The 22,482-nt window shown below is 61.6% G+C and carries 20 protein-coding genes; 8 read left to right on the top strand and 12 right to left on the bottom strand.

Annotation, left to right across the window (positions count from 1 at the left end; translation table 11 throughout):
* Positions 1-59: 59 nt before the first annotated feature.
* Positions 60-935 carry a DUF3795 domain-containing protein gene (locus tag Q1M04_RS05120; protein WP_297997425.1) on the top strand — a complete coding sequence of 292 codons (876 nt, stop codon included), beginning with the start codon at positions 60-62 and terminating at the stop codon, positions 933-935.
* Between the two features lie 58 nt (positions 936-993).
* On the opposite strand, the gene Q1M04_RS05115 is transcribed toward Q1M04_RS05120, so the two are convergent.
* Positions 994-2,205, bottom strand: coding sequence for a KamA family radical SAM protein (locus Q1M04_RS05115; RefSeq protein WP_297997423.1), 1,212 nt, complete (start codon positions 2,203-2,205; stop codon positions 994-996).
* A gap of 369 nt (positions 2,206-2,574) precedes the next feature.
* Here Q1M04_RS05115 and Q1M04_RS05110 point away from each other — a divergent pair, with 369 nt between their 5' ends.
* On the top strand, positions 2,575-3,756 hold the full coding sequence (locus tag Q1M04_RS05110; RefSeq protein WP_295754975.1) for a phosphodiester glycosidase family protein: 1,182 nt from the start codon (positions 2,575-2,577) through the stop codon (positions 3,754-3,756).
* Here the strand turns inward: Q1M04_RS05110 and Q1M04_RS05105 are convergent.
* A complete protein-coding gene (locus Q1M04_RS05105; protein WP_297997420.1) occupies positions 3,737-4,672 on the bottom strand; it encodes a radical SAM protein in 936 nt (311 codons plus the stop codon). The genes Q1M04_RS05110 and Q1M04_RS05105 overlap by 20 nt on opposite strands.
* Positions 4,673-4,791: 119 nt before the next feature.
* Between Q1M04_RS05105 and Q1M04_RS05100 the strand changes: the two genes are divergently transcribed.
* Complete coding sequence (locus Q1M04_RS05100) at positions 4,792-5,169, top strand: helix-turn-helix domain-containing protein (RefSeq protein ID WP_297997418.1); 378 nt, start codon at positions 4,792-4,794, stop codon at positions 5,167-5,169.
* 86 nt (positions 5,170-5,255) lie between these two features.
* On the opposite strand, the gene Q1M04_RS05095 is transcribed toward Q1M04_RS05100, so the two are convergent.
* The gene (locus tag Q1M04_RS05095) at positions 5,256-6,674 is read right to left on the bottom strand and encodes a sodium-dependent transporter (RefSeq protein WP_297997416.1); all 1,419 of its coding nucleotides are present in this window, start codon (positions 6,672-6,674) and stop codon (positions 5,256-5,258) included.
* A gap of 168 nt (positions 6,675-6,842) precedes the next feature.
* A complete protein-coding gene (locus Q1M04_RS05090; protein ID WP_295754971.1) occupies positions 6,843-8,498 on the bottom strand; it encodes a tryptophanase in 1,656 nt (551 codons plus the stop codon).
* A gap of 428 nt (positions 8,499-8,926) precedes the next feature.
* On the opposite strand from Q1M04_RS05090, the gene Q1M04_RS05085 reads away from it, so the two are divergent.
* A complete protein-coding gene (locus Q1M04_RS05085) occupies positions 8,927-9,601 on the top strand; it encodes a transcriptional regulator (RefSeq protein ID WP_204792063.1) in 675 nt (224 codons plus the stop codon).
* A 106-nt stretch (positions 9,602-9,707) separates the two neighbouring features.
* Here the strand turns inward: Q1M04_RS05085 and Q1M04_RS05080 are convergent, their stop codons facing one another.
* Complete coding sequence (locus tag Q1M04_RS05080) at positions 9,708-10,181, bottom strand: GNAT family N-acetyltransferase (protein WP_297293470.1); 474 nt, start codon at positions 10,179-10,181, stop codon at positions 9,708-9,710.
* A gap of 209 nt (positions 10,182-10,390) precedes the next feature.
* On the opposite strand from Q1M04_RS05080, the gene Q1M04_RS05075 reads away from it, so the two are divergent.
* Positions 10,391-12,142, top strand: a complete 1,752-nt coding sequence (locus Q1M04_RS05075; RefSeq protein ID WP_297300700.1) for a DUF342 domain-containing protein — start codon at positions 10,391-10,393, stop codon at positions 12,140-12,142.
* A gap of 68 nt (positions 12,143-12,210) precedes the next feature.
* Here Q1M04_RS05075 and Q1M04_RS05070 read toward each other — a convergent pair whose 3' ends face one another.
* From Q1M04_RS05070 to Q1M04_RS05045, 6 genes are all read right to left on the bottom strand, one after another.
* Positions 12,211-13,167 carry a methyl-accepting chemotaxis protein gene (locus Q1M04_RS05070; protein WP_297997413.1) on the bottom strand — a complete coding sequence of 319 codons (957 nt, stop codon included), beginning with the start codon at positions 13,165-13,167 and terminating at the stop codon, positions 12,211-12,213.
* A gap of 12 nt (positions 13,168-13,179) precedes the next feature.
* Positions 13,180-14,235 carry an FIST signal transduction protein gene (locus Q1M04_RS05065; protein WP_297300698.1) on the bottom strand — a complete coding sequence of 352 codons (1,056 nt, stop codon included), beginning with the start codon at positions 14,233-14,235 and terminating at the stop codon, positions 13,180-13,182.
* A gap of 189 nt (positions 14,236-14,424) precedes the next feature.
* Positions 14,425-15,420, bottom strand: coding sequence for an ABC transporter permease (locus Q1M04_RS05060; protein ID WP_293279883.1), 996 nt, complete (start codon positions 15,418-15,420; stop codon positions 14,425-14,427).
* Positions 15,413-16,507, bottom strand: a complete 1,095-nt coding sequence (locus Q1M04_RS05055) for an ABC transporter permease (protein ID WP_297997411.1) — start codon at positions 16,505-16,507, stop codon at positions 15,413-15,415. The genes Q1M04_RS05060 and Q1M04_RS05055 overlap by 8 nt, the downstream gene beginning before the upstream one ends.
* On the bottom strand, positions 16,504-18,042 hold the full coding sequence (locus Q1M04_RS05050) for an ABC transporter ATP-binding protein (RefSeq protein ID WP_297997409.1): 1,539 nt from the start codon (positions 18,040-18,042) through the stop codon (positions 16,504-16,506). The genes Q1M04_RS05055 and Q1M04_RS05050 overlap by 4 nt, the downstream gene beginning before the upstream one ends.
* 125 nt (positions 18,043-18,167) lie before the next feature.
* The gene (locus Q1M04_RS05045) at positions 18,168-19,448 is read right to left on the bottom strand and encodes a BMP family ABC transporter substrate-binding protein (RefSeq protein WP_297293461.1); all 1,281 of its coding nucleotides are present in this window, start codon (positions 19,446-19,448) and stop codon (positions 18,168-18,170) included.
* Positions 19,449-19,750: 302 nt separating this feature from the next.
* Here Q1M04_RS05045 and Q1M04_RS05040 point away from each other — a divergent pair, with 302 nt between their 5' ends.
* The gene (locus Q1M04_RS05040) at positions 19,751-20,527 is read left to right on the top strand and encodes an HAD-IIA family hydrolase (protein WP_293279879.1); all 777 of its coding nucleotides are present in this window, start codon (positions 19,751-19,753) and stop codon (positions 20,525-20,527) included.
* A 126-nt stretch (positions 20,528-20,653) separates the two neighbouring features.
* On the opposite strand, the gene Q1M04_RS05035 is transcribed toward Q1M04_RS05040, so the two are convergent.
* Positions 20,654-20,836, bottom strand: coding sequence for a hypothetical protein (locus Q1M04_RS05035; protein ID WP_293279878.1), 183 nt, complete (start codon positions 20,834-20,836; stop codon positions 20,654-20,656).
* Positions 20,837-21,343: 507 nt separating this feature from the next.
* On the opposite strand from Q1M04_RS05035, the gene Q1M04_RS05030 reads away from it, so the two are divergent.
* Positions 21,344-21,598 carry an MFS transporter gene (locus Q1M04_RS05030; protein WP_297997406.1) on the top strand — a complete coding sequence of 85 codons (255 nt, stop codon included), beginning with the start codon at positions 21,344-21,346 and terminating at the stop codon, positions 21,596-21,598.
* A gap of 35 nt (positions 21,599-21,633) precedes the next feature.
* Complete coding sequence (locus tag Q1M04_RS05025) at positions 21,634-22,404, top strand: glycoside hydrolase family 36 N-terminal domain-containing protein (protein ID WP_297997405.1); 771 nt, start codon at positions 21,634-21,636, stop codon at positions 22,402-22,404.
* Positions 22,405-22,482: the final 78 nt, after the last annotated feature.

Here is a 22,482-nt window from a genome sequence, read left to right as displayed (position 1 = left end):
CTGTGCTAAAATAGAGATCAATAAAAGGCCGTTACCGGGCCAAAAAAGGAGGGCGCAACGTGGAAGGCATCTGTGGAAAAAGCTGCGAGTCCTGCGGATGGAAGGATCAGCTGAACTGTGCCGGCTGCCAGGAGGACATGGGGCGGCCCTTCTCCGGCCCCTGCGGCATCGCCGCCTGCTGCCGGGAAAAGGGGCATGAGCGGTGTGAGACCTGCACGTACGTTTCCGGCTGCCCCCGCCAGGCCCAGCGGGACGGCGTTCCCCGGCAGGAGCTCCAGCGCCGGGACAGCGAGGCGGCCAAATATCGCCGCCTGGCGGAGATCGCCCCGCTGATGGGGAAATGGACCTGGCTGATGTTCTGGCTGGTGGTTCCGTCGAATCTGGCGGCTCTGCTGACGGTGGATCTTGTGACCCAGGCGTTTCCCGCCGCCGAGGCCGTGGGAATGGCGCTGAGATTCCTCTGCGGCTTGGCCTACGTCCTGTTTTTGTGGAAGCTGACGCCGGTGCTAAGGGGCTACCGCACCGCCGCCCTCTGCCTGCTGGTGGTCACGCTCATGGACCTGTTCCTGCTGGTCATCCCCGAGGGGTCCGGCCTGCTTTTCCTGCTGGGCGTTTCCTCCCTCATCGTGAGCTTCTATGGGGATTACGTGGAGTTCCACACCCACGCCCAGGCCGTGGAGCCCCTGGACATGGAGCTGGCCGCCAACTGGCGGAAGCTGTGGAAGCTCCTCCTGTTTTCCATGGGGGCGCTGCTCCTGTTTTTCCTCTCCTTGTTCATGGGTCCCTTTATCGCCGTAATCGTAGGGCTGGCCGCCCTGGTCCTGGCCATCTACTGCGCCGTCATGCGGATGGTTTACCTCTGGCGGACCGCCAAGCGCTTCCGGGAGTGGACGCCTCCGGCCCTGCCGGAGTCCTCCCCGTCCCCCGATCTCTGAGCGGCAAAACGCGGCGGGCCGAAAGGCCCGCCGCATGTCTGTTTTCTCCCCCAGTTTCTCACATGCCCCGGAGCTCCCCGTCCAGCCAGGTGTCCGTGGGGGACAGCCGGACCGTGAAAGCCCGGGAGCGGTCCTCCGGGTCCTTGTTCTGGTGGAACTTGAACAGGGTTTCCCCATCGGGAAGCGCACAGACAATCTCGATCTTGCCCCGGGGGTGGCTCATGGCGTAGCGCACCGCCTTGCCCAGGCCGTTCTGATAGGATTTGGCATCGTCTACGATTTTGATGCCTTCCGTCAGAGGAACCTGGAAGCGGCCCTTGACCCCGGTGACCGGGCGGCACTGGAAGATGTAGTAGGGCATGACTCCCAGCCGGACCAGGCCGGAGAGGAGCTTCCCCAGGGTTTCCCCGCCGTCGTTGACGCCCCGCATCAGCACCGTCTGGTTCCGCACCGGCACACCCCGCCCAATCATGGCCCGGAGGGCCCGGGCCGCTTCAGCCGTCAGCTCCCGGGGGTGGTTAAAGTGGGTCACCAGGACCAGGGTTTTTTTCTTCCCGTACGCCTCGAACAGATCCAAAAACTCCGGGTCCCCGTAAATGCGCTCCGGCAAGGTCACCGGCATCCGGGAGCCGAAGCGGATCAGGTCCAGGTGCTCGATGGCGGTAAGCTCCCGGAGGTAGCGCTCCAGAATGTGGTTGGGGTTCATGAAGGCGTCCCCGCCGGAAACCAGGATGTTGTTGATCTCCTTGTGCTCCGAGACATAGGCCACGGCCTCGTCCACCCGCTTGTTCAGCTCCGCGTCGGTGAGGCCCACCATCCGCTTGCGGAAGCAGTGGCGGCAGTACATGGCGCACTGGTTGGTGGAGAGGAGCAGGGCCGTCTGGGTGTATTTGTGCTGGAGGCCCTCCACCATGGTGTTGTCCGCCTCGCCGCTGGTGTCCGTTTCGCCTCCGGCGTCCAGCTCCGCCAGGGAGGGGACGCACATCCGGCCGATGGGATCCTCCGGGTCCTTGGGGTCCACCAGGGACAGGTAATAGGGTGGGATCAGCATGGGATACCGCTCGATCACCGCGGCGTAGCGGGTGGTTTCCTCCGGCGTCCATCCCAGGATGGGCGCCAGCTCCTCCGCCGTCCGGTATCCGTTCCTCAATTCGTTCTGCCAGCTCATCAGCTGCCACCACCTTTCTAAAAAAATACGGAAAAAAGCGCAGATCCGGCCCTGACCGTCCGGCTCCTGCGCTTTACATAAACGTTGTTCAGATCTTTTCAAATAAGATAAATCAAATCAGATAAGACGCTATAAACGGTGTTCATATAACTGCCGAATGGTCCTCCCAAATTTACGCGGCCCGCCGCCGGGGCGTCGGAAAACAATGCGCCGCAAATGCTGTTTTCATTATTATAGCCGAAAATCCCAAAAAATTCAAGTCCAATTTTGTACTGGACGCCGAGGGGCCCCGTTCCACTAAAACCAGGCCCGCCAAGACGGCCAACCGGCCGGAACTTTCACGGCCCGAAAGGATACCGGGAAGGCTTCCGCGCCGGGGCGCGCTCTTTTCCGCCGCCTTGACAACAGCCTTGTCCGGCTGATATACTTACCAGATAAAAGCGCGTGATTTTCCTGGCGGAGGCCCTGTTTATGAACGAAGAAACCCGTTCCCCCTCTAAGCGCGGACGGCGGATCGCCGCCGCCGCAGCCGCCGCGGTCGTTCTGCTGGCGGCGTTATATCTGCTGTTCGCCTTCTCCGGCATCCCGTTTATCGCCAAGTGGCGGACGCTGTACATTGAGACGGCTATGGGCACCATGACCCACCAGTGGCTGGCCACGGCCTTCCTGCCGGACTCCGCCATTGAAGAGGCCATGAAGGACGTGGAGGCCCGCTTCCAGGACAACCTCATTGAGGCCAGCGACATCGCCCAGGGGACGGAAGCGCCGCCCCCCTCAGAGTCCGCCCGGACCCTGGAGGAGCAGGCCATCGCGGACTTTGCCGCCCTGTTCCCGGAGGTGGACCTGTCCACCCTGCCGGAGTCCATCACCTGGGAGGACCTGCCCGTCCTGGAGAAGGAAAAGCTGGAAGGGGTCCGCACCACCGCCGGGGACAAGGTCTGGGCCATCGACGTGCCGAACAAAATCCTCATTCTCACCGTCTCCGGCGAGGGGTATCAGGGCAAGCTGGCCATCGCCAAGGACAGTTCTCAGGTTATCCTGGCGAAGAATACCCTCTCTGGCCGGGGGCAGACGGTGACGGAGCTCTGCGACGCCTATGGCGCCGTGCTGGGCGTCAACGCCAGCGGCTTCTACGACCCGGAGGGCAAAGGCCGGGGCAACGTGCCCATGGGCTTCGTCCTCTCCGGCGGCGAGTACTCCGGCCAGGCCCTCAAGGGCCGCTACCAAACCGCCGGGTTTGATTATGACGACAACTTTCGGGCGGGCCGGGGCCTGGACCTGGACGAGATGCGGGACGCGGTGCAGTTCTATCCCATCATCGTGCTGAACGGGGAGAAGAACATCGACGGCTCCTTCGGCATGGGCATCCAGCCCCGGACGGTCATCGGCCAGACGGCGGACAAGGCCGCGCTCCTGCTGGTCATCGACGGCCGCCGGGTGGGCCACAGCCTGGGGACCACCGTGTCGGAGTGCGCGGACATCCTGCTGCGCTATGGCTGCTGGACCGCCATGAACATGGACGGCGGGTCCAGCTCCTCCATGACCTACAACGGGCGGAGCATCACGAAAAACAGCAGCGCCATGCCCCAGGGCCGTTACCTGCCCGACGCCTGGGTGGTGAAGGGCATCCCCTTTATAGATGTTTTAGATTGACCCGGTAGGCCCGGAGGGACTCCTCATCCGCCCCGGCGATCAAGCGCTCCAGATATCCGGCCAGCGCCGCCCGGTCCCGGGGCAGTTCCCCCCGGACATGAACCAGATTGGAAGCCCCGTCCGTCTCGAAACGGGTGGGGATAACCAGGTGTTCTATCAGGACCTTCAGCTCCTCCAGCTTTTCCAGCTCGCTCTCTTCCTTCCAGTTTCCCGCCTGTATCTCCCGGTACAGCTCCGAATCCGGGAAGACGGTCAGCATGGAGGACCCGACGCGCACAGGGCGGGTCCGGTTGAAGACCTCCGCGCTCCGCAGGGCGCCTTCCCTCCCCCGGCCCGCGCCGGAAATGCCCGCCAGGTAGAAGAAGCTGTAAGAGATGCCCGCCCCGTCCAGCCGCGCCGCCTGTTCCACGATGTCCCGGGCCTGATAGCCTTTGTTCATAAAGGCCAGGGCTTCCCCGTCCCCCGTCTCCACGCCCACGGTCAGCCCGTCATAGCCCAGGGACCGGAGGCGGCGCAGCTCCTCATCGCTCTTGAGCCCCACGTCCGTCACCCGGGCAAAGCAGCCGATGCTCTCCACCGCGGGAAGGTACCGCCGGATAAGCCCGGCGATTTCCTCCAGACGCCCCGGCAGCAGCACGAACGGATTCGCCCCCACCAGAAAGACCCGCCGGGGCCCCTGGGGCTCGGGGAGGCCCTGGAGCCGGACGGAGAGCCGGGCCATGGGGTCCGTGCCCCAGAGCTGGGCCTCCTGGAGGTCCGCCTCCACCTCCTCCAGGGGCGACATGCGGAAGCGGAAGGGCAGGTCCTCGTACAGCGTGCAGAACTTGCAGGCGTGGTGGGTGCAGCCCGCCGTGGCTTGGATCAAAAGGGAATCCGCCTCATAGGGCGGACGCCAGATGGTTCCATAAAAGTGCATAAACGCGTCTCCTCTCAAGTTCGATTCTGCCGCCATATTACTCCGGGCCGCGCAGCGCCGCAAGTACGCAATTTTTTTAGCGTCAGTACCCTTTTTTGCACCAATGAAAGGAGGCCCCCGTGGACGGGAACAAATTTCAGACGCCGGATATGATGGCCCGCTGCGTCCCCATGGCCAGCCTCCAGGCGGTGCTGGGAGGCAAGTGGAAAATCCTCATCCTCTGGTATGTGTCCTTCTACAAGGTCCAGCGCTTCGGCCAGCTCCTGCGCCGCCTGGACGGCATCACCCAGTCTTCCCTGACCAAGCAGCTCCGGGAGCTGGAGCGGGACGGGTTTTTGCACCGGGAGGTCTATGGGGAGGTGCCGCCCCGGGTGGAGTACTCCCTGACGGAGCTGGGAGAGAGCTTTACACCCATTCTGGAGCAGATGCTCCAGTGGAGCGCGGAGCGCCTCTGCCCGCCGGACTATGTCAATCCCTGCGAAGAGCCGGAGACGTGAAAAAACGCCCGCTGTCGAAAGACAGCGGGCGCTTCTCATACAGGTAAAACCGTGTGCAAAGGGAAGCTGCTCACGGGCAGCCGGGCTTAGCCGATGCCGCCCAGCGCGGCGCCGGCCACCAGGGCCACGACGCACATGGCGATGAACAGATAGCCCAGGTACTCGAACCACTTGCCCACGGGCTTCTTGGTGCCGTGGTTGACTTCCTCCAGAGCCTCCTTGCGGGGCAGGACGAAGAAGAACATGATGGCGGCGAGACCAGCGCCCAGGGGGCAGATGTAGATGGAGACCACGTCCATCCACTGGGAAGTCCAGGGCTGGATCAGCAGGGCCACAACGACGCCGATGATGCCGATGACGGCCACGGCGGGGCCTCTTTTGAGCTTGAACTGCTCCTGCATGGTGGCCACGGGGGCCTCATACAGGTTGACGATGGAGCTCAGGCCGGCGAAGAGGACGGCCACGTAGAAGATGATGCCGATGATCCGCCCGCCGGGCATGCCGTTGAGGATGTTGACCAGGTACACGAACATCAGGCCGGGGCCGGGGGTGATGCCGTCGGGGGTGCCGACGCCCGCAAGGGAGAAGCCGGAGGCGCCGATGGCGGGGATGATGACGAAGGCGGCCAGCAGGGCGGCCAGGGTGTCGAACAGGGCCACGCGCCGGGCGGAGGCGGGGATGTCCTCGTCCTTGGGCAGGTAGGAACCATAGATAACGGAGCCGTTGCCCGCCACGGACAGGGAGAAGAACGCCTGGCCGAAGGCGTAAATCCACACCTGGGGATTCACCAGGCCCTTGGGGTCCAGGGTGAACAGGAACTTGTATCCCTCGGAAGCGCCGGGTTGGAAGCCGATGTACACGGCCAGGATGACAAACAGGCCGAACAGCACGGGCATCATGATCTTATTGGCTTTTTCGATGCCGTTGGCCACGCCCATGGCCATGATGATCATCGCCACTACCAGGCCGATGATCAGCCACATGCTGTTGCCCACTCCGAAGATGCCGCCCTGGAGCATCATGCCGATGGCCTCGCCGATGGTATCGGCCCCGGGAGCGGCGGCGTCAAAGGCGGGGCCGATCTGGGACATGTCCTGGCCCATGGCGTACAGGCTGCCGCTGAGGGACATGAAGGTGTACTTGAAGATCCAGCTCATGACCACGGTGTAGCCGATTGCCAGCATCATAGAGCCGAGGATGGGAATCAGGCCGATGGCCTCGCCCAGCTTCCGGTTGCCGTTTCTGGCCTCGGTAGCGTGGCCGAACGCGCCGATGGGGCCCGCCTGGGCCCGGCGGCCCAGGGCGAACTCCTCCATAACGCCGGAGTTGCCCACCAGAAGAACGATGATGAAATAGGGAATCAGGAAGGTCAGGCCGCCCCACTTGGCAACCATGATGGGGAAGCGCCAGATGTTGCCCATGCCGACGGCGGAGCCGATGCAGGCCAGGATAAAGCCCCACTGGCTCTTAAACCCGTCGCGGGTTTGCAAGGTCTCGTTGCTCATGTAACAATTTCCTCCTCTTTCTCGATATACACACAACCGCCGGCCAAAAACGAGAAAGAGAGGGCTGTCCGCCGGGTCCACGTCATTTGACTTTGGAACAGGGCGGACGCCCTCTCTAAGCTGTACACTCAACCTGCGGTACAGTGGCACTTACTTTTCAGGGGGGACTTACTTCTCCTCGTTGGGATAGGGCTCGAGGAAGGCATGGAAGTGGCGCATGGGCAGCTTGTGGCCCCAGACGATGCGCATGTTGGGGATGCTCTCCCGGTCCTCATAGAGGGCCTTGACAGCGGCAATGACGTAGTCCAGGTGCTCCTGGGTCAGGCGGTCGCGGTCAATGGCGAACCGGACCACGTTGGCAAGCTCCGCCTGCTGCTCGGGGGTCTTCAGGTCATACTCCATGGAGTAGTCGCCAAGCTCCGAGACGCGGATGCCGTACCGGCGGATGAGCTCCAGGGAGAAGCCCTCTCCGGCGAAGGTGTCGTGGCCCCGCTTGCCGTCGAAGAACTCGTCCATGTTGATATACACCGCGTGGCCGCCGGCGGGCAGAACCACGCCCTTGACCCCGGCCTTGTAGAAGCCCTGGGCCAGATACTCGCACTGCTTCACGCGGCCGTCCATGTAACGGAAGTCGCAGCTCTCATACAGGCCGCAGGCCAGGGCCATGATGTCCCGGCCGCTCATGCCGCCGTAGGAGTCGTTGCCGTAGCAGGAGATCTGCTTGACCTTCAGCAGCACGCCCACGTCGGTCTTGACGCTTCCGTCCTCGTTGAAGTCGGAGAACTTCTGCCAGAACAGGCCCTTATCCCGGAAGGCCAGCATGCCGCCCATGTTGGAGTGGCCGTCCTTCTTGGCGGACATGGAGAAGCCGTCGCAGTAGGAGAACATTTCCGTGGCGATCTCGGCGATGGATTTGTCCTCATAGCCGGGCTCGTTCATCTTGATGAAGTAGCAGTTCTCCGCCCAGCGGGCCACGTCGAAGATCAGGGGGATGTCATACTTCCGGGAAATCCGGTGAATCTCCTTGATGTTGCCCATGGAGACGGGGTGGCCGCAGATGGGGTTATTGGTGATGCAGGTGAAGATCAGGGGCACATTCTCGGGGCCGACGCCCTGGATCAGCTGCTCCAGCTTGTCGATGTCCATGTTGCCCTTGAAGGGGTTTTTCTCATACTTGCCGCCCTCGGGAACTTGATACAGCAGCTCCTTGTGATAGAGGTTGCGGGGGATGGAGCCCATCTGCTTGATGTTGCCCTCGGTGGTGTCAAAGTGGCCGTTGGAGGGGATGGTAAAGACCTTGCCGGGGTGGCGCTGGGCCAGAATCTTCTTCACAATCTCCATCAGCACGGACTCTGCGGCTCGGCCCTGCTGGATGATAAAGCTGTTGGGGCGCTCCATCTGCGCGGCGCCGCCGTTGAAGAGGCCTCCCTCATACTCGCACAGGTACAGCTCATTCATCATCTTCTCCACGTCCCGGCAGTCGGTGCGCACCAGGTCGATGGACTTCTTCCAGTTCTTCTCCCCGCCCCGCTCAAAGATGTCGCGGAAGGTATCCAGCAGGACATAATAGCCGGTGTTCCGGCCATAGGCCTCGTCGCCCAGGAAGAGGGTGGCCCACTGCTGGTTGGTCATGGCGGTGGTGCCGGAGTCAGACAGCATATCCACGGTCAGCATTCCGGAGGGGAAAGCGAACTCGTTGTAATGCGTGGCCTTCAGGGCCCGCTCACGCTGCTCCACGGTGACGGTGGGCAGGTCGCGGACGGCGAAGGTGAAGTGATGAGGAGCGGGAACGTCCAGGGGATAGTGCGTCATGTTCTTGTCCATTTTGATTTACCTCCATAAAGTGTGGCTTTCGCCAGATGTTCAGGAGGTACCCCGGTCGTCGCCGGTCCGGCTTTCCCATGGCCGGACGGGGCGCCTAGCGGACAGTACCTGGTGTGAGGGACGGGGCTTTGCGGGCGCTCCTGGGAAGGGAGCAAAGGAGCAAATGACACAAAAATGGCTGCATTTGCTTCTTAATGTGAGGTAATTTTATCAGCACTCCTAAAAAATGTCAATCCCTTTTGTGCGTTTTGTATGAATCACTATTTTCCTGATATAATTTTTATGGAAAATATAAATAGCCTATGAAAGGCCGACCTTTCTCACGGTGAGAAAAAATTTTTTTGACAGAGGTTCTTTTTCGGAATATAATACTAAAATGAGGAAAAAAGAAAGAACGGATTCCCCCGCAGGAAGGAAAGGAGGCTCCTATGCCGGATACCGCCAACGCCCTGCTGCGCCAGTACGTGAAGCTGACGGAATTTCTGGGCGCCGCCCTGGGCCCGGACTATGAGGTGGCCCTCCACGACCTGACGGACAAAAACCGCTCCATTATCGCCATTGCCAACGGCTACATCAGCGGCCGGGAAATCGGCGCGCCGCTGACCAACATGGCCCTGAGCGTCTTGAAGGACGAGAGCTATGAGTGGCAGGACTACCGCCTGCACTACTCCGGCGTCTCCGCCGCCGGGAACGCCCTGCGCTCCAGCACCATGTTCATTAAGGAGGACGGGAAGCTCATCGGGATGCTCTGCATCAACTTTGACGACAGCCGCTTTCAGAGCTTTGCCCAGCAGGTCCTGACCCTCTGCCACCCGAACCAGTTCGTTCAGGCCCTGGAACAGCCGCCGGAGGGCGAACACGCCTCCCGGCCGGAGACCTTCCGCAACTCCACCGAGGCCGTGGCCCAGGACGCCATCGCCCACGAGCTGGAGCGCCTGGGGGTCCCGGCGAAACGGCTGACCTCCGAGGAGCGGCTGCTGATCATCGCCGCCCTGGAGGAGAGCGGGATTTTCCTGCTTAAGGGAGCCGTGAAGGATGTGGCCGCGGGCTTGGGCTGCTCCCAGGCCAGCGTGTACCGCTACCTGTCCCAGGTTAAGAAATAGCGGAGGGGCTCTTCGCGGTTCGGGAATGCGCCCGGCGGGCCTGGCGGAGGCCCCGCTTCTCCCGGAAAGAATCAGCAAGCCCTCCCTTGCGGAAGGGCATTTCTTTTCAGGCCTTCTTTTCCATACGGATGCACCCTTCCTCATCGGGGGTTCCCACGCCGTCTGAAAATTGGTATCCCATTTTGAGGTAAAAATCCCGGGCCGTGATGGAGGAGTGGATCACCACCCGGTCCGCCCGCAGGAAGTACGTATCCTTCTCCAGGGTTTCCATGAGCGCTCGCCCCGCGCCCGTTCCCTGGCGCTCCGGCAGGACGAAGATGGTCACCAGGATGCTCTCCGTCTCGCTGCCCAGATAGGGCGCGATGCCGCCGCAGCCGATTATCCTGTTCCCATCCAGGAGAACGTACAAATGCTCGTTTCCCGCCTGTTCCAGCAGATTTCCCGGAGCGTAAAGCTCCAGCATCTCCTGAATGATCTCCGCCGGATAGTCCGGGGCGTTGCTGATTCGCAGCGCCGCTCCAATGACGGCGGAGGTCTCCTCCGCGTCCCGCTCCTGAAAGCGCCTGATGGTAAAATTCATGGCGGTCCCACCTCTCTCAAAACCATTTTTGCCGGCCCGTTCTGCGTTATTATAACAGACCCGCCCCTCCGGCGCAAGACTCCCCGGCCCTTTCCCCGGCTTTAAAATATATATTTGGAATATGGCAATTCCCTCTTCCCTTTGGGGTGAAAGTTTAGTATAATGGTATAGTAAAGTTATTTAGGCGCAGAAGAATCGAGGTGTCCCCCATGTCATTTAAGGACAAACTATCATCTTTCCTATTCCATCCCAAAAAAGAAGAACTGCCGGAGGAGGCCCTGCCGGAGGAGCTGGAGCGCACGGCACAGGAGATCCCGGAGGCTCCAGCGGCGGCCCCCGACGACCCCACCCGGCTGGAAATCCCCTCGGACCATCCCATCCGCCAGCTCCACGAGCTGCGGCAGAAGGAAAGCGGCGCCCTTCCCTATCCGCATTTATGCATGGACGAGGACGGCGTGCTGCCGCCCGAGCTGCTGGAAAAGGAGAAGAACCGGCTGCAATCCTCCCTAAAGAGCGTGTGCGGCACCCGGTGGAAGGCGGCGAAGGGCCGGACCCGGGGCAAGCACAGCAAGAAAAAGGCGGAAAGCGAGGCGGCGGCAGAGGCCCCGGAGGAGCAGCTGATCATGGACGCCCGTCCCTGGTTCCACCTGTCCTCGGATAAGATTTACGCCTGGATGCTGATTTTCCCGCCTGTGGGAGCGGGAGCGGAGGTAAGCCGGGACATGATTTACCAGGCCCTGGCGGCCCAGAACATTTCCTTTGGCTTGAACACCGCCCTGCTGGACCGGGCGGCCCACGATCGGGACCGGTATTTTAACCTCTACCTGGTGGCAATTGGAAAGCCCGCTTTTGACGGGCGCAACGGCAACATCGTGGACAATTTCCCCCGGGAAATTCAGCGGGTGCTGGAGGTAAACGAGTTCGGCCAGGTGGACTACACCGCGCTGAACCTTATCTGCAACGTGGAGGAGGGGCAGGAGATCTGCCACCTCATCCGCCCCACCGAGGGCGAGCCGGGCCGGACGGTGACGAACCAGGAGGTCCCCGCCAAGAGCGGGAAGTCCGTTCCCCTTCCCAAGGGGCGGAACACGGAAATCAGCGAGGACGGGGACACCCTCATCGCCTCCATGCCGGGCCATGTGGAGTTTGCCGGAAGCACCTTCCAGGTCAAGCCGGTGCTGGACATCGACGGCGACGTGGATTTCTCCACCGGAAAAATCAAATTCGTAGGCGATGTCAACATCAAGGGCGACGTGCTCAGCGGCTTCACCGTCAAGGCCATGGGAAACATCTATGTGGGCGGCGTGGTGGAAGCCGGAAGCACCGTGGAGGCCGGCGGCGATTTGACGGTGGTCAAGGGCATCCTGGGGGACGGCACCACCGTCATCCGGGCCGGGCGGTGCATCTTCGCCAAGTACATTGAAAACGCCACCATCTTCGTCCGGGAGAACTTGCAGACGGACTGCATCGTCAACGGCCGGATTTACTGCGACGGCGAGGTGATTCTCCGCTCCGGCCGGGGCAGCATCATCGGCGGGCGTGTCTGGGCCGCCAAGCGGGTCAACGCCAGCGCCGTCGGCGCCAAGTCGGAGGTCAAGACCTCCATTGCCTTGGGGGGCATGCCCTGCGCCACCCTGGAAAAGGATCTGGTCCGCAAGAAGCTGGTAAGCCTGGCGGCGGAATTGGAGCGGCTGGAGGCCCAGCTGGACAGCCCGGCCAAAGCCAGCCTCATGGGCAAGGTCCGGATGAAGATGTCCATGTCCGAACTCCGGCTGAAGCAGCTGGAAGAGGAGCTGGACAGCGCCAGGGAGGACTTGAAGGACCAGGACGGCGGCCGCATGGAGTGCGGCGTGGCCTACGCGGGAACAGAGATCAACATGGGCGACGAGTTCCTCCGCCTGCGGCAGGAGACTCACCAATGCGTCGCCAAGCTGCTGTGCGGCGAAATTGTGCTGATGTAAAAAGCCGGGAAACACGAAAAACAGGCGGCGGACGCTTCACGTCCGCCGCCTGTTCTGCTGTCTTCCCGTTATTTTCCAGAGCGCTCTCCCGCCTCCATGTCCTTGATAAAGGGCCGAATCTGGGAAATCATGTTGTCCATATCCTCAAACATGGCGCTCTTCGTGGTGCCTAGGCGGCTGGCCTGGTCGATGTGCTTGACGACCTCCTGATATTGGGCCTTGATCTGGTCAAAGAATTGGCAAAGCACCGCCAGCTCCTGCTGGGACATCTGAATGACCCCGGAGATCTCCGTCTGCACGGAGGCAGAGCTTTCGGCAGTGGCTATGATCTTGCGGAAGCTCTCGTCGGTCTGGCCCACGACGCCCACGCCCTGGTTCAGGGTCTGCTGGGAGGACTGGATGCTGCTGCTGAGATCTCCGGCCCGGGTTTCCACGTCACATACGCCGGTGTCCACCTCGCCGGCCAGCTGCTTGATCTCCTTGGCCAGCTCCTTTACCTGGGCGGCCACCACGGCGAAGCCTTTTCCCTCCACCCCGGCCCGGGCCGCCTCAATGGAGGCGTTGATGGCCAGGATGTTGGTCTGGTCGGCGATGGAGACGATTTTCCCCATGCACTGCTGGATGCCCCGGATGGCGGATTGAAGGTTTCCGAAGATGTCCGCCATCTCGTCATAGGACGCCTGGATTTTCGTGGAGGTGTTTTTCAGCTCCTCCATCAGCCCCTGGGCCTCGAGGACCGTGCCGCCGATTTCCGCCCGGACGTGGGCGAACTCTCCCGCCACGTCGTCAATGTTGGCGAAGGACTGGCCCAGCTCCTGGAGCTTATCTTGAAAGTGGTCCGCCTCGTTCAGCACGCCGGAGAAGGTGGAACCCACCAGGCTCAGCTCCGAGAGGGAGACCACTTCTTTTTTCACCAGCTCCCGCTGGTATTCCTTCAAGCTGTCCGCCACATGGAGGACCGGGTAAAGGCTCTTTTCCTCCTGAGGCCGCTCCGGCTCCCGCCGGTTCTTTCCCGCGAATAACATCCCGACTCCCCCTTACTCAAAGACCGCGCAGGTCATGGACTGGTTGACAAAGCGGTTGTTGTAGTGCTCTCCGTAGCCCACGAGGCCCGCGTGGCAGCCCAGGGCCCCCATCTCCCGGAGGTAGGTCTGCATGTAGCCCCGCTCGGAGAACAGCTTATACCGGAACAGGCAGTTGACGGAGAACACCGCCGAGCGCCGGGGGAACTCCCGCTGAATCTGCTGGATGGTGTTCCGGGTGATGGCCTGATAGTCCCCCAGCTCCAGGAGGATCAAAACGTCGGAGTCGTTGACCTGCCGGAAGCAGGCCAGGGCGTTTCCGTTGACCTCCTTGATGGAGATGATGCAGGTGTCGTCTCCGTTGATTTTGCCGAAGGGATTCTGGAAGGTACGGGTCAGAATTTCCTCGTCCGTTACGTGGAGGATGCTCTTGTAGACCTGCTTGGCGGGCTTGCCGTTCAGGGAGCCCAGTATGTAGTTGGCCCGGTCCGTGTCGGAGGCGATGAAGCGGTAGTCCCCCAGCTGGTGGTAGATGTTTTCCTTATAGGTCTTCACCCGGCCGCCCCGATTCCGCACCAGGCCGTAGGCCACGGCGTCGGCATACACCCGGCCGTTGGCGGAGACCCGGCCCTCGCCGCCGGTGCCCCCCACCAGGGGGACGCCCCGCTTGTGGAGGACGGTGTGGATGGTGGTCAGCACGCAGGCGTCATTTCCGGCACAAAAGTCAATGCACACCGTGTCGCCGCCGGTGCCTCCTACCGCCTGCATATCCCGCTCCATCCGCTGGATATACTTCACCGGCATGGCGGACACTTCCTCCAAAACGCCCGCGGCAGCGGTAACGCCTTCGGAAAAGGCGATGACGCCCACGCCGTTTTCCACCACGCCCAGCTGGTAGCACATTCCGATGCAGCCGATGCTGGGCACGCCGGGAAAGCGCTGCTCCAGGGCCTTGACATGGGCCTCAAACTGGTTGTTGTTGGATAAAAGCATGATGAACTCAGGATTGCGCAGTCCGCTGAGGGCCTCGTCCAGGTTTCCCCGCTGGCTCATTCCATAAAATTGTTTCATGACACGATCGACCTCCTGCCATAATTTACAGCGGGATTATTATACTGGAAAGCGCCCGGCGTGTCAACATTGTAAACGCTTTAACTGGAAAGCTGGCACGAAAAAAGGAAAAACCGGCGGCCTTACAGGCGCGGCGCGGAGCCGGCCCGTAAGGCCGCCGGTCTTCACAAGCTCCCCAAAGAGGGGCGCTTACCGATCCTCCCGGAAGTAGGCCAGCCCCAGGCTGGCGGGGGGCTGCTTCTCCTTGTTGTTGCGCATGCTGGAGACGATCAGCACAATCACCGTCACCACATAGGGCAAAATCTTGTAGAGCTGGGTGGGCACAAAGGGCAGCACCAGCCGCAGGTACAAAATCATCAGCGCGCCGAAGAGCACCGAGCCCCAGATGGCGGACAGGGGCCGCCACATGCAGAAGATCACCAGGGCCACCGCCAGCCAGCCCACGCCGCTGAGCCCCTCGTGGTTCCACACGCACCCGGCGATAGTCATGATGTACACCATGCCGCCCACAGCGGAGATCCCGCCGCCGATGACCGTGGCCAGGTATTTGTACCGCTCCACGGCGATGCCCGCCGCGTCCGCCGTGGCCGGGGACTCGCCCACCGAGCGGAGATACAGGCCCGTCCGGGTGCGGTTTAGGAAGAAAAACATTCCGGCCGCCAGAATGAGCCCCAGGTAGAAAAACACGCTGTTGCCAAACAGCACGCCGCCCACAATGGGGATCTTCTGGAGGGCCGCCGGGAAGGGGGAGTTCTGGAAAAATCCCTTCAGGGCGTTGCCGATAGAGATATACCCGTTCTCCCGGACCCGCATGTATTCGCCCACGAACTGGCCCACGCCGGTGCCGAAGATGGACAGGGCCAGGCCGGTGACGTTCTGGTTGGCCCGGAGGGTGATGGTGAGGAAGCTGAAAATCAGAGAGGCCAGGGCCCCCGCCAGGAAGGCGCAGAGGATGCCGATGCCCACGGCCGCAAAGCCGCTGGCCCCGGCTCCCGCCGCCTTCTCATAGTAGAACACGCCCCCCAGACCCAGGGCGCCGCCCATGAACATGATGCCCTCCACGCCCAGGTTCAGGCTGCCGGACTTCTCCGTCAGAATCTCCCCCAGGGTGCCGAAGAGCAGCGGCGTGCCGTAGGTGATGGCGGCGATGATGAGGGCCAGGAACAAGCTCAGAAAATTACCCATGCCGCGCCTCCTTCCTCCCCGCGCCGCGGAAAATCAGCTTGTAGTTAATGAAGAACTCACAGCCCAGCATGCAGAACAGCAGGATGCCGGTGATGATGTCGGAGATGGAGGTGGGCACCGCCATGCGGGTCTGAAGGGTCTCGGCCCCCTTGCTCAAAACCGCCAGCAGGCCGGAGATGCCCACCATGGCGAAGGCGTTGAGCTGGCTGAGCCAGGCCACGGTGATGGAGGTGAAGCCCACGCCTCCGGCCACGCCGTCGTACAGCGTGTTGTTGGCCCCGGAGGCCACGATAAACCCGACGATGCCGCTGATGGCCCCGGAGAGGAACATGGTCCGCATCATCACCCGGCCCACGTTCATGCCCGCGTACCGGGCGGTGTTGATGCTGTCGCCGATGACCGCGATTTCATATCCGTGTTTTGTGTGGTTCATGTAGACGTGCATGAAAACCACCAGAACCAGCACGATGATCCAGCCGCAGTGGACCCCCAGCACCCGGGGGAGACAGGCGGCCTCGTCAAACTGCGGGATAATCTGGGAGCCCTTCCGGCCCTCCCAGGGCCCGCCTTGGAGCCAGCGGACCACGCCAATGATGATATAGTTCATCATCAGGGTGAACAACGTCTCGTTGGTGTTCCACTTGGCCTTGAAAAAGGCGGGGATCAGGGCCCAGAGGCCCCCGGCCAGCGCGCCCGCCAGCCCCATCACCAGCAGCAGAACGGGGGAGGGGAGACGGTTTGCCCAGAAGAGGGCGAAGTAGCTGGCGGCGATGGCCCCGGCGGTAATCTGGCCCTCCGCGCCGATGTTCCAAAAGCGCATCTTGAAGCAGGGGGCGATGGCCAGGGCGCAGCCCAGCAGGGGGACGGCGATCTTCACCGTCTGGCGGATGGCGCTTTTCTTACCCAGAGCGCCGGAAATCATGGTGCCGTAAGCGGTGACGGGGCTGGCCCCCGCCAGGGCCATTACCAGGGCCCCCAGCAGCAGGGCGAAGAGGATGGACCCGGCCCGAATGCACCAGACCTTCCAGCTCTCCATGCCGTCCCGCTTCGCCAGGCGGATGAGGGGAATCTTCTTCTCGTGGCTCATGCCTCTGCCTCCTTTCCGCCCAGGCGGGTCATCAGCAGGCCGATCTGCTCCTTGGTGGCGGACCGGGCGTCCACCACGCCGCTGACCTTTCCGCCGCAGAGGACCAGAATCCGGTCGCACAGCTCCAGCAGCACGTCCAGGTCCTCGCCCACGTAGATGACGGCCACGCCCTTCATCTTCTGTTCCGTCAGCAGATTATAAATGGTATAGGAGGTGTTGATGTCCAGACCCCGGACCGCGTAGGCGGTCATGAGCACCGAGGGGGCGCTGGCGATTTCCCGGCCCACCAGCACCTTCTGCACGTTGCCGCCGGACATCCGGCGGACGGGGAAGTCCGTGCCGGGGGTCACCACCTCCAGCTCCTTCCAGACCCGCAGGGCCAATTCGTTGGGGTCCTTCCGGTTGAGGAAGACCCCGGGGCCCTTCTTCCAGGAGCGGAGCATCATGTTCCCCGTCATGCCCATGGACCCCACCAGGCCCATGCCCAGCCGGTCCTCGGGCACGAAGGCCATGGCCACCCCGGCCTTTCGGATCTGCATGGGGGTTTTGCCCACCAGATTGGCGGGGGGCTGTCCGTCGGGGGTGTAGAGAATTTCCCCCTGGCTGACCAGGCAGAGGCCGGAAATGGCCTCCAGCAGCTCCTTCTGGCCGGACCCGGCAATGCCCGCCACGCCCAGGATTTCGCCGCCCAGGGCGGTGAAGGACACATTGTCCAGCTTCTTGACCCCCTCGCCGTCCAGGACGGTGAGGTCCTTGACCTCCAGGCGCTTCACCGGCCGTTCGTACCGGGGGCGGTCGATGTTCAGGGTCACGGCGTGGCCCACCATCATGTCCGTAAGGGCCTGGGGGCTCGTCTCGCTGGTTTTCACGGTTCCGATGTACTTGCCCTTCCGGAGGACGGAGACCTTGTCGGAGAGGGCCATGACCTCGTGGAGCTTGTGGGTGATGATGACGATGGCTTTCCCGTCGGCCTTCATGGCCCGGAGCACCTCGAAGAGCTTATCCGTCTCCTGGGGGGTGAGGACGGCGGTGGGCTCGTCCAAAATCAGGATGTCGGCCCCCCGGTAGAGGACCTTGACGATCTCCACCGTCTGCTTCTGGGAGACGGACATGTCGTAGATCTTCTGGCCTGGGTCGATGTCAAAGCCATAGCGTTTGCAGATGTCCCGGACCTTGGCCTCGGCGGCCTTGATATCCAGCTTGCCGCCCTCCTCCAGCCCTAAGACGATGTTTTCCGCGGCGGTGAACACGTCCACCAGCTTGTAGTGCTGGTGAATCATGCCGATGCCGCACGCAAAGGCGTCCTTGGGGGAGCGGATGGAGACGGGTTCGCCGTTCACAAAAATCTTGCCCTCGTCGGGGAAGTAGATGCCGGAGAGCATGTTCATCAGCGTGGTTTTTCCGCTGCCGTTCTCCCCCAGCAGGGAGAGGATTTCCCCCCGGTTTAATTGCAGGTCGATGCCATCGTTGGCCACCACCTCGCCGAAGCGCTTGGTAATGCCTTTTAGCTCAATGGCGCATACATTGTGTTCCAAAAAACGCTCATCCTTTCTAAGAGGTCCCGGCGGGGGACTGCGCTTGCGCCGGGCGGAGTCGGGATGGAGTGGAAAAGAACAGGGGCCCCCGCAGGGGCCCCTATCAAGTTCTTTTGTAGGCTGAATCAGAACGCGGAGTTCAGCCACTCGATGCCGTCAATGGACAGGGCAAAGTAGGGCGCGGACTGGAAGTAGGACTCGTGGAAGGCCCCGTCGAACACGGCTTCCTCGGAATCGGGAGTGAAGTCGCCGTCGGTGTCCAGGGCGAAGGCGCTTTCCAGAGCCTTACCCTCAATGGTGAAGGTGGAGGTGTCGAAGACCTGGAGATCGCCGGTGCGGAGCTTGTCTTCCACTTCCGCCAGCTTCTCGGCGGTGCCGGGGGCGGCAATGGCCTCGTTCAGGTCCGTCATGACCACGGCGTCCATGTCCATGCCGTGGCACCAGTCCTGATCAAAGCTCTCTCCGTTGGCCACAGACTCGATGGCGTACTCGAAATAGGGGGCCCAGTTGATCCGGGTGCCGATGAGGGAAGCCTCGGGGGCGACGGAGATCATGTCGTTGTTATAGCCCGTGTGGAACACGCCCTTGGACTGGGCCGTGGTGGCGGGGGTGGTGTTGTCGGAGTGCTGGGAGATCATAACGCAGCCCATGTCCGCCAGGGCGGAAGCGGCGTTGGCCTCTTCCGTGGCGTCGGACCAGGAGCCCACGAACTGGACCTTCATGGTGACGCTGGGGCAGACGCTCCGGGCGCCCAGGAAGTAAGAGGTGAAGCCGGAAATAACCTCGGCGAAGGAGAAGGCGCCAACGTAGCCGATGACGGCCTGATCGGCGGAAATTTCCCCGTCGTCAATCATCTGCTGGAGCTTCATGCCCGCCACGATGCCCGCCAAATAGCGGCCCTCGTAGATGTTGGCGAAAGCGTTGTGGGTGTTGTCCAGGCTGTCGCCCCAGGAGGCCTGGTTGGTGCAGGCGATGAACTCGATTTCGGGATAGTCGGGGGCCACCTTCAGCATGAAGGGCTCGAAGCCGAAGGAGTTGTTGATGATGAGGTCGCAGCCCTCGTCCGCCAGTTCGATGTTGGCGTCCTCGCAGCCGGAGTCCTCTCCGATGTTCCATTTGGTGACCCATTCCACGTTGATGCCCTTGGCGGCCAGGGCCTCTGTGGCGGCCTCCTTGCCCCGGATGAAGTTGTAGGTGTAGCCCTGGTCGTTTTCGTCGCCGATGCAGATGAGGCCCACCTTCACGGTTTTGCCCTCGGCGGGTTCGCTGCCGGAATCGGCGGGCGGCTGGGTGTCGGCGGGCTTGGACTCGTCCGCGGGCTTGCTGTCTTCGCCTCCGCCGCCTCCGCAGGCGGTTAGGCTCAAGACCAGAATCATAGACAGCAGCAATGCAAGAAACTTCTTCATACTGGTTTTCCTCCTTAATAAAAATGTGTATGGAAAGCAGCGGGGCCAGAACTTCTCCCCGGCTGATCTGATTATACAGGAAATGGGAGAAAAGTTCAATCGCTTTTTTATCTTTTGGGAATTTAAAAAGGAGCGCTGCCGGTTTCCGGCTGTTTTTACGAATTGGACAGCGGGCAAAACGGCGGCCGGGAGGAAACTTTTCCGTTTTTTCTTTGACAAAGCCGCCGGAATGTGGGATACTTCAAGAAGAGGAAACCATATTACCCAGGGCTCCGCGCCCCTGGAGGAATCGGGAGTAAACCATGGATCAACTGAGAAAGAAAAAAGGCTTTATCTGCGACATGGACGGCGTGATCTATCACGGGAATCAAGTGCTGCCGGGCGTGAAGAAATTTGTCCAGTGGCTGGCGGAGGAAAAGAAAAATTTCCTGTTCCTCACGAACTCCAGCCAGTACACCCCCAAGGAGCTTCAGCAGAAGCTGGCCCGGATGGGGCTGGAGGTGGACGAGTCCCACTTTTACACCAGCGCCCTGGCCACGGCCCACTTCCTGGACAGCCAGGCCCCGGGGTGCAGCGCCTACGTAGTGGGCGAGCACGGAATCACCAACGCCCTGTACGACAAAGGCATCACCTACAACGACGTGAACCCGGACTATGTGGTGGTGGGGGAGTCCTCCGCCTATAACCTGGAGCAGATTACCAAGGCCATCCGCCTGGTAAACGCCGGGGCGAAGCTCATCGGCACCAACCCGGACCTGACGGCCCCCTCGGAGGCGGGCATCGTCCCGGCCTGCCGGGCCCTCATCGCCCCCATTGAGCTGGCCACGGGCAAGAGCGCCTATTTCGTGGGCAAGCCCAATCCCCTGATGATGCGCACCGGCCTGCGGATGCTGGGGGTCCACTCGGAAAACGCCGTGATGATCGGGGACCGGATGGACACGGACATCATCGCGGGCATTGAAACCGGCCTGGACACCGTCCTGGTGCTCTCCGGCGTATCCACCCGGGAGACTTGCGAGGAATACCCGTACCGGCCCAAGTTCATCCTAAAGGGCGTGGGGGAGATCCCCGGGAAGTAAGAACGGGGCGGGATTTTGCCGCGAAACGCCGCCCCTCCCCGGAGCCGGCGCGGCGCCTGGACAAAAAAGGAAGAGGGAAACGCACCCGTTTCCCTCTTCCTTTTTTCAGCTGCCTGTGCCGGACGCTCAGGCGTGCCGGTAGGCCTTGCGGCAGAACATGCCGCCTGCCGTGCTCCGGTTCTTCCGGGCGGCCTCCTGCTTGCGCAGGCGGTCGAATCCATCCTCGACCCCGGCCTTATTCATATTGGAAGTGAGCATCAGGCTGCCAAAGCAAAGGGCGCCGGCTTCATCAAACATCTTCTGAAACATGGTTCTATCCTCCTGTTTCCTGGAAGGCTTCCGCCTTCCGCGTCGTTGTTGGTAGGTTCCCTCCGGTTTCGCGCTCCCCGGAGGATGGCCTTAGTATAGCCTCCCCCCCTGCTCTTGGCAAGAATCAAACTGGGCAAAGTTTCCTGGCGCGCCGCCTTGAAATTATACTTCTTGCACAAAAAAATATGTGATTTTCCGTTATTATAACCAATTCCGCTTTGCAAACGCCGCACATTTCCGGAAAGCGGTGGAAGTCGGAATCTATTTAACATTTCAACTGTTTTTGAAATGCGGAGAGATAACATTCCTCATCTTTTTGGAACTGGAAAATATAGGCACTTTGCACCAAAAACAGACATTTTAGTCTGCGACAATTGAAGCATATGTCGTAATATTGTACAAATTTCAAGCCGTCATTTTGACATTCAATGTTTGAAACTAACATATCCTCCGTTCTTTCAAACATATTTCCATCACATTTTCCCGGTTCTTCTGCTAAAATCAGATATGAAGGCCGCCTCCGCCGTGGCCGCCACCCTCACCGGCGTGGGCCTGGACGTCATCGGCTACAATCCCGAGGCCTCCGGCGCTCAGTCCGCCGGCACCATCATGGGCATCCGCTTCCTTATGTTTGCCGTGCCCATCGCCCTGGCCATCCTCAGCTTCCTGATTTACAAGACCCAGTACAAGCTGAAGGGCGCGCGCCTTGACCAGCTAACGAAGGACGTCAACGCCCTCCACGCCAAGCAGGGCCGGAAGTAAGCCCAATACCGTATACCGCATAAGGAGGACCCTTTATGAGCATCGCCTACCACGAGAGCACGAAAACCTTCCACCTGACCAACGGTCAAATCAGCTACATCATGAAGGTGCTTCCCAACGGGGCCCTGGGGCAGCTGTACTTTGGAAAGGCCATCCGGGACCGGGAGAGCTTCGACCACCTGCTGGAGATGAAGCACCGCCCCATGAGCTCCTGGGTCTTTGAGGGGAACAAGCTCTTCTCCCCGGAGCATACCCGGCAGGAGTACCCCTCCTACGGCTCCACCGACTACCGCCACCCCGCCGTGCAGATTCTACAGCCCAACGGCAGCCAAATCACGGACTTTGTGGTCCAGTCCCACAGCGTCACTCCCGGCAAGCCCGCCCTGGAGGGCCTGCCCGCCACCTACTGCGAGGCCGGCAGCGAGGCCGAAACCCTCACCGTCCGTCTGCGGGACGAGCTGCTGGGGGTCTCCCTGGACCTGAACTACACCCTCTTCGCGGACCGGCCGGCGCTGGCCCGCTCCGCCCGGCTGGTGAATGAGGGGGATCTGGACCTCCACCTCACCCACGCCATGAGCCTCTGCCTGGACCTTCCCGACCGCGACTATGAGTTTGTCCACTTCTCCGGGGCCTGGTCCCGGGAACGCTGGATGAAGGTCCGGCGTTTGGAGCAGGGCAACATCTCCTATGTTAAATGGGACATGAACCGCAGCATCTCGGAGCCCTTCTCCGAGGCTCTGCCCCCGGACCGGCAGGGAGGGATGTCCACCCTTCATCGTCATGGGCCGCTTGTAGGCAGTAGATAATACCCGGCCATCCCGGAATACCTTTTTGCAGATATGCGGGGTCTTGTAGGCAGCGTCCGCCACCACTGTTTCCACCTC

The organism is uncultured Oscillibacter sp. (assembly GCF_950073225.1).
Classification (GTDB): Bacteria; Bacillota; Clostridia; order Oscillospirales; family Oscillospiraceae; genus Oscillibacter.
Note: the sequence above shows the minus strand (reverse complement) of the source record. Positions and strands in the feature narration are given on the sequence as shown.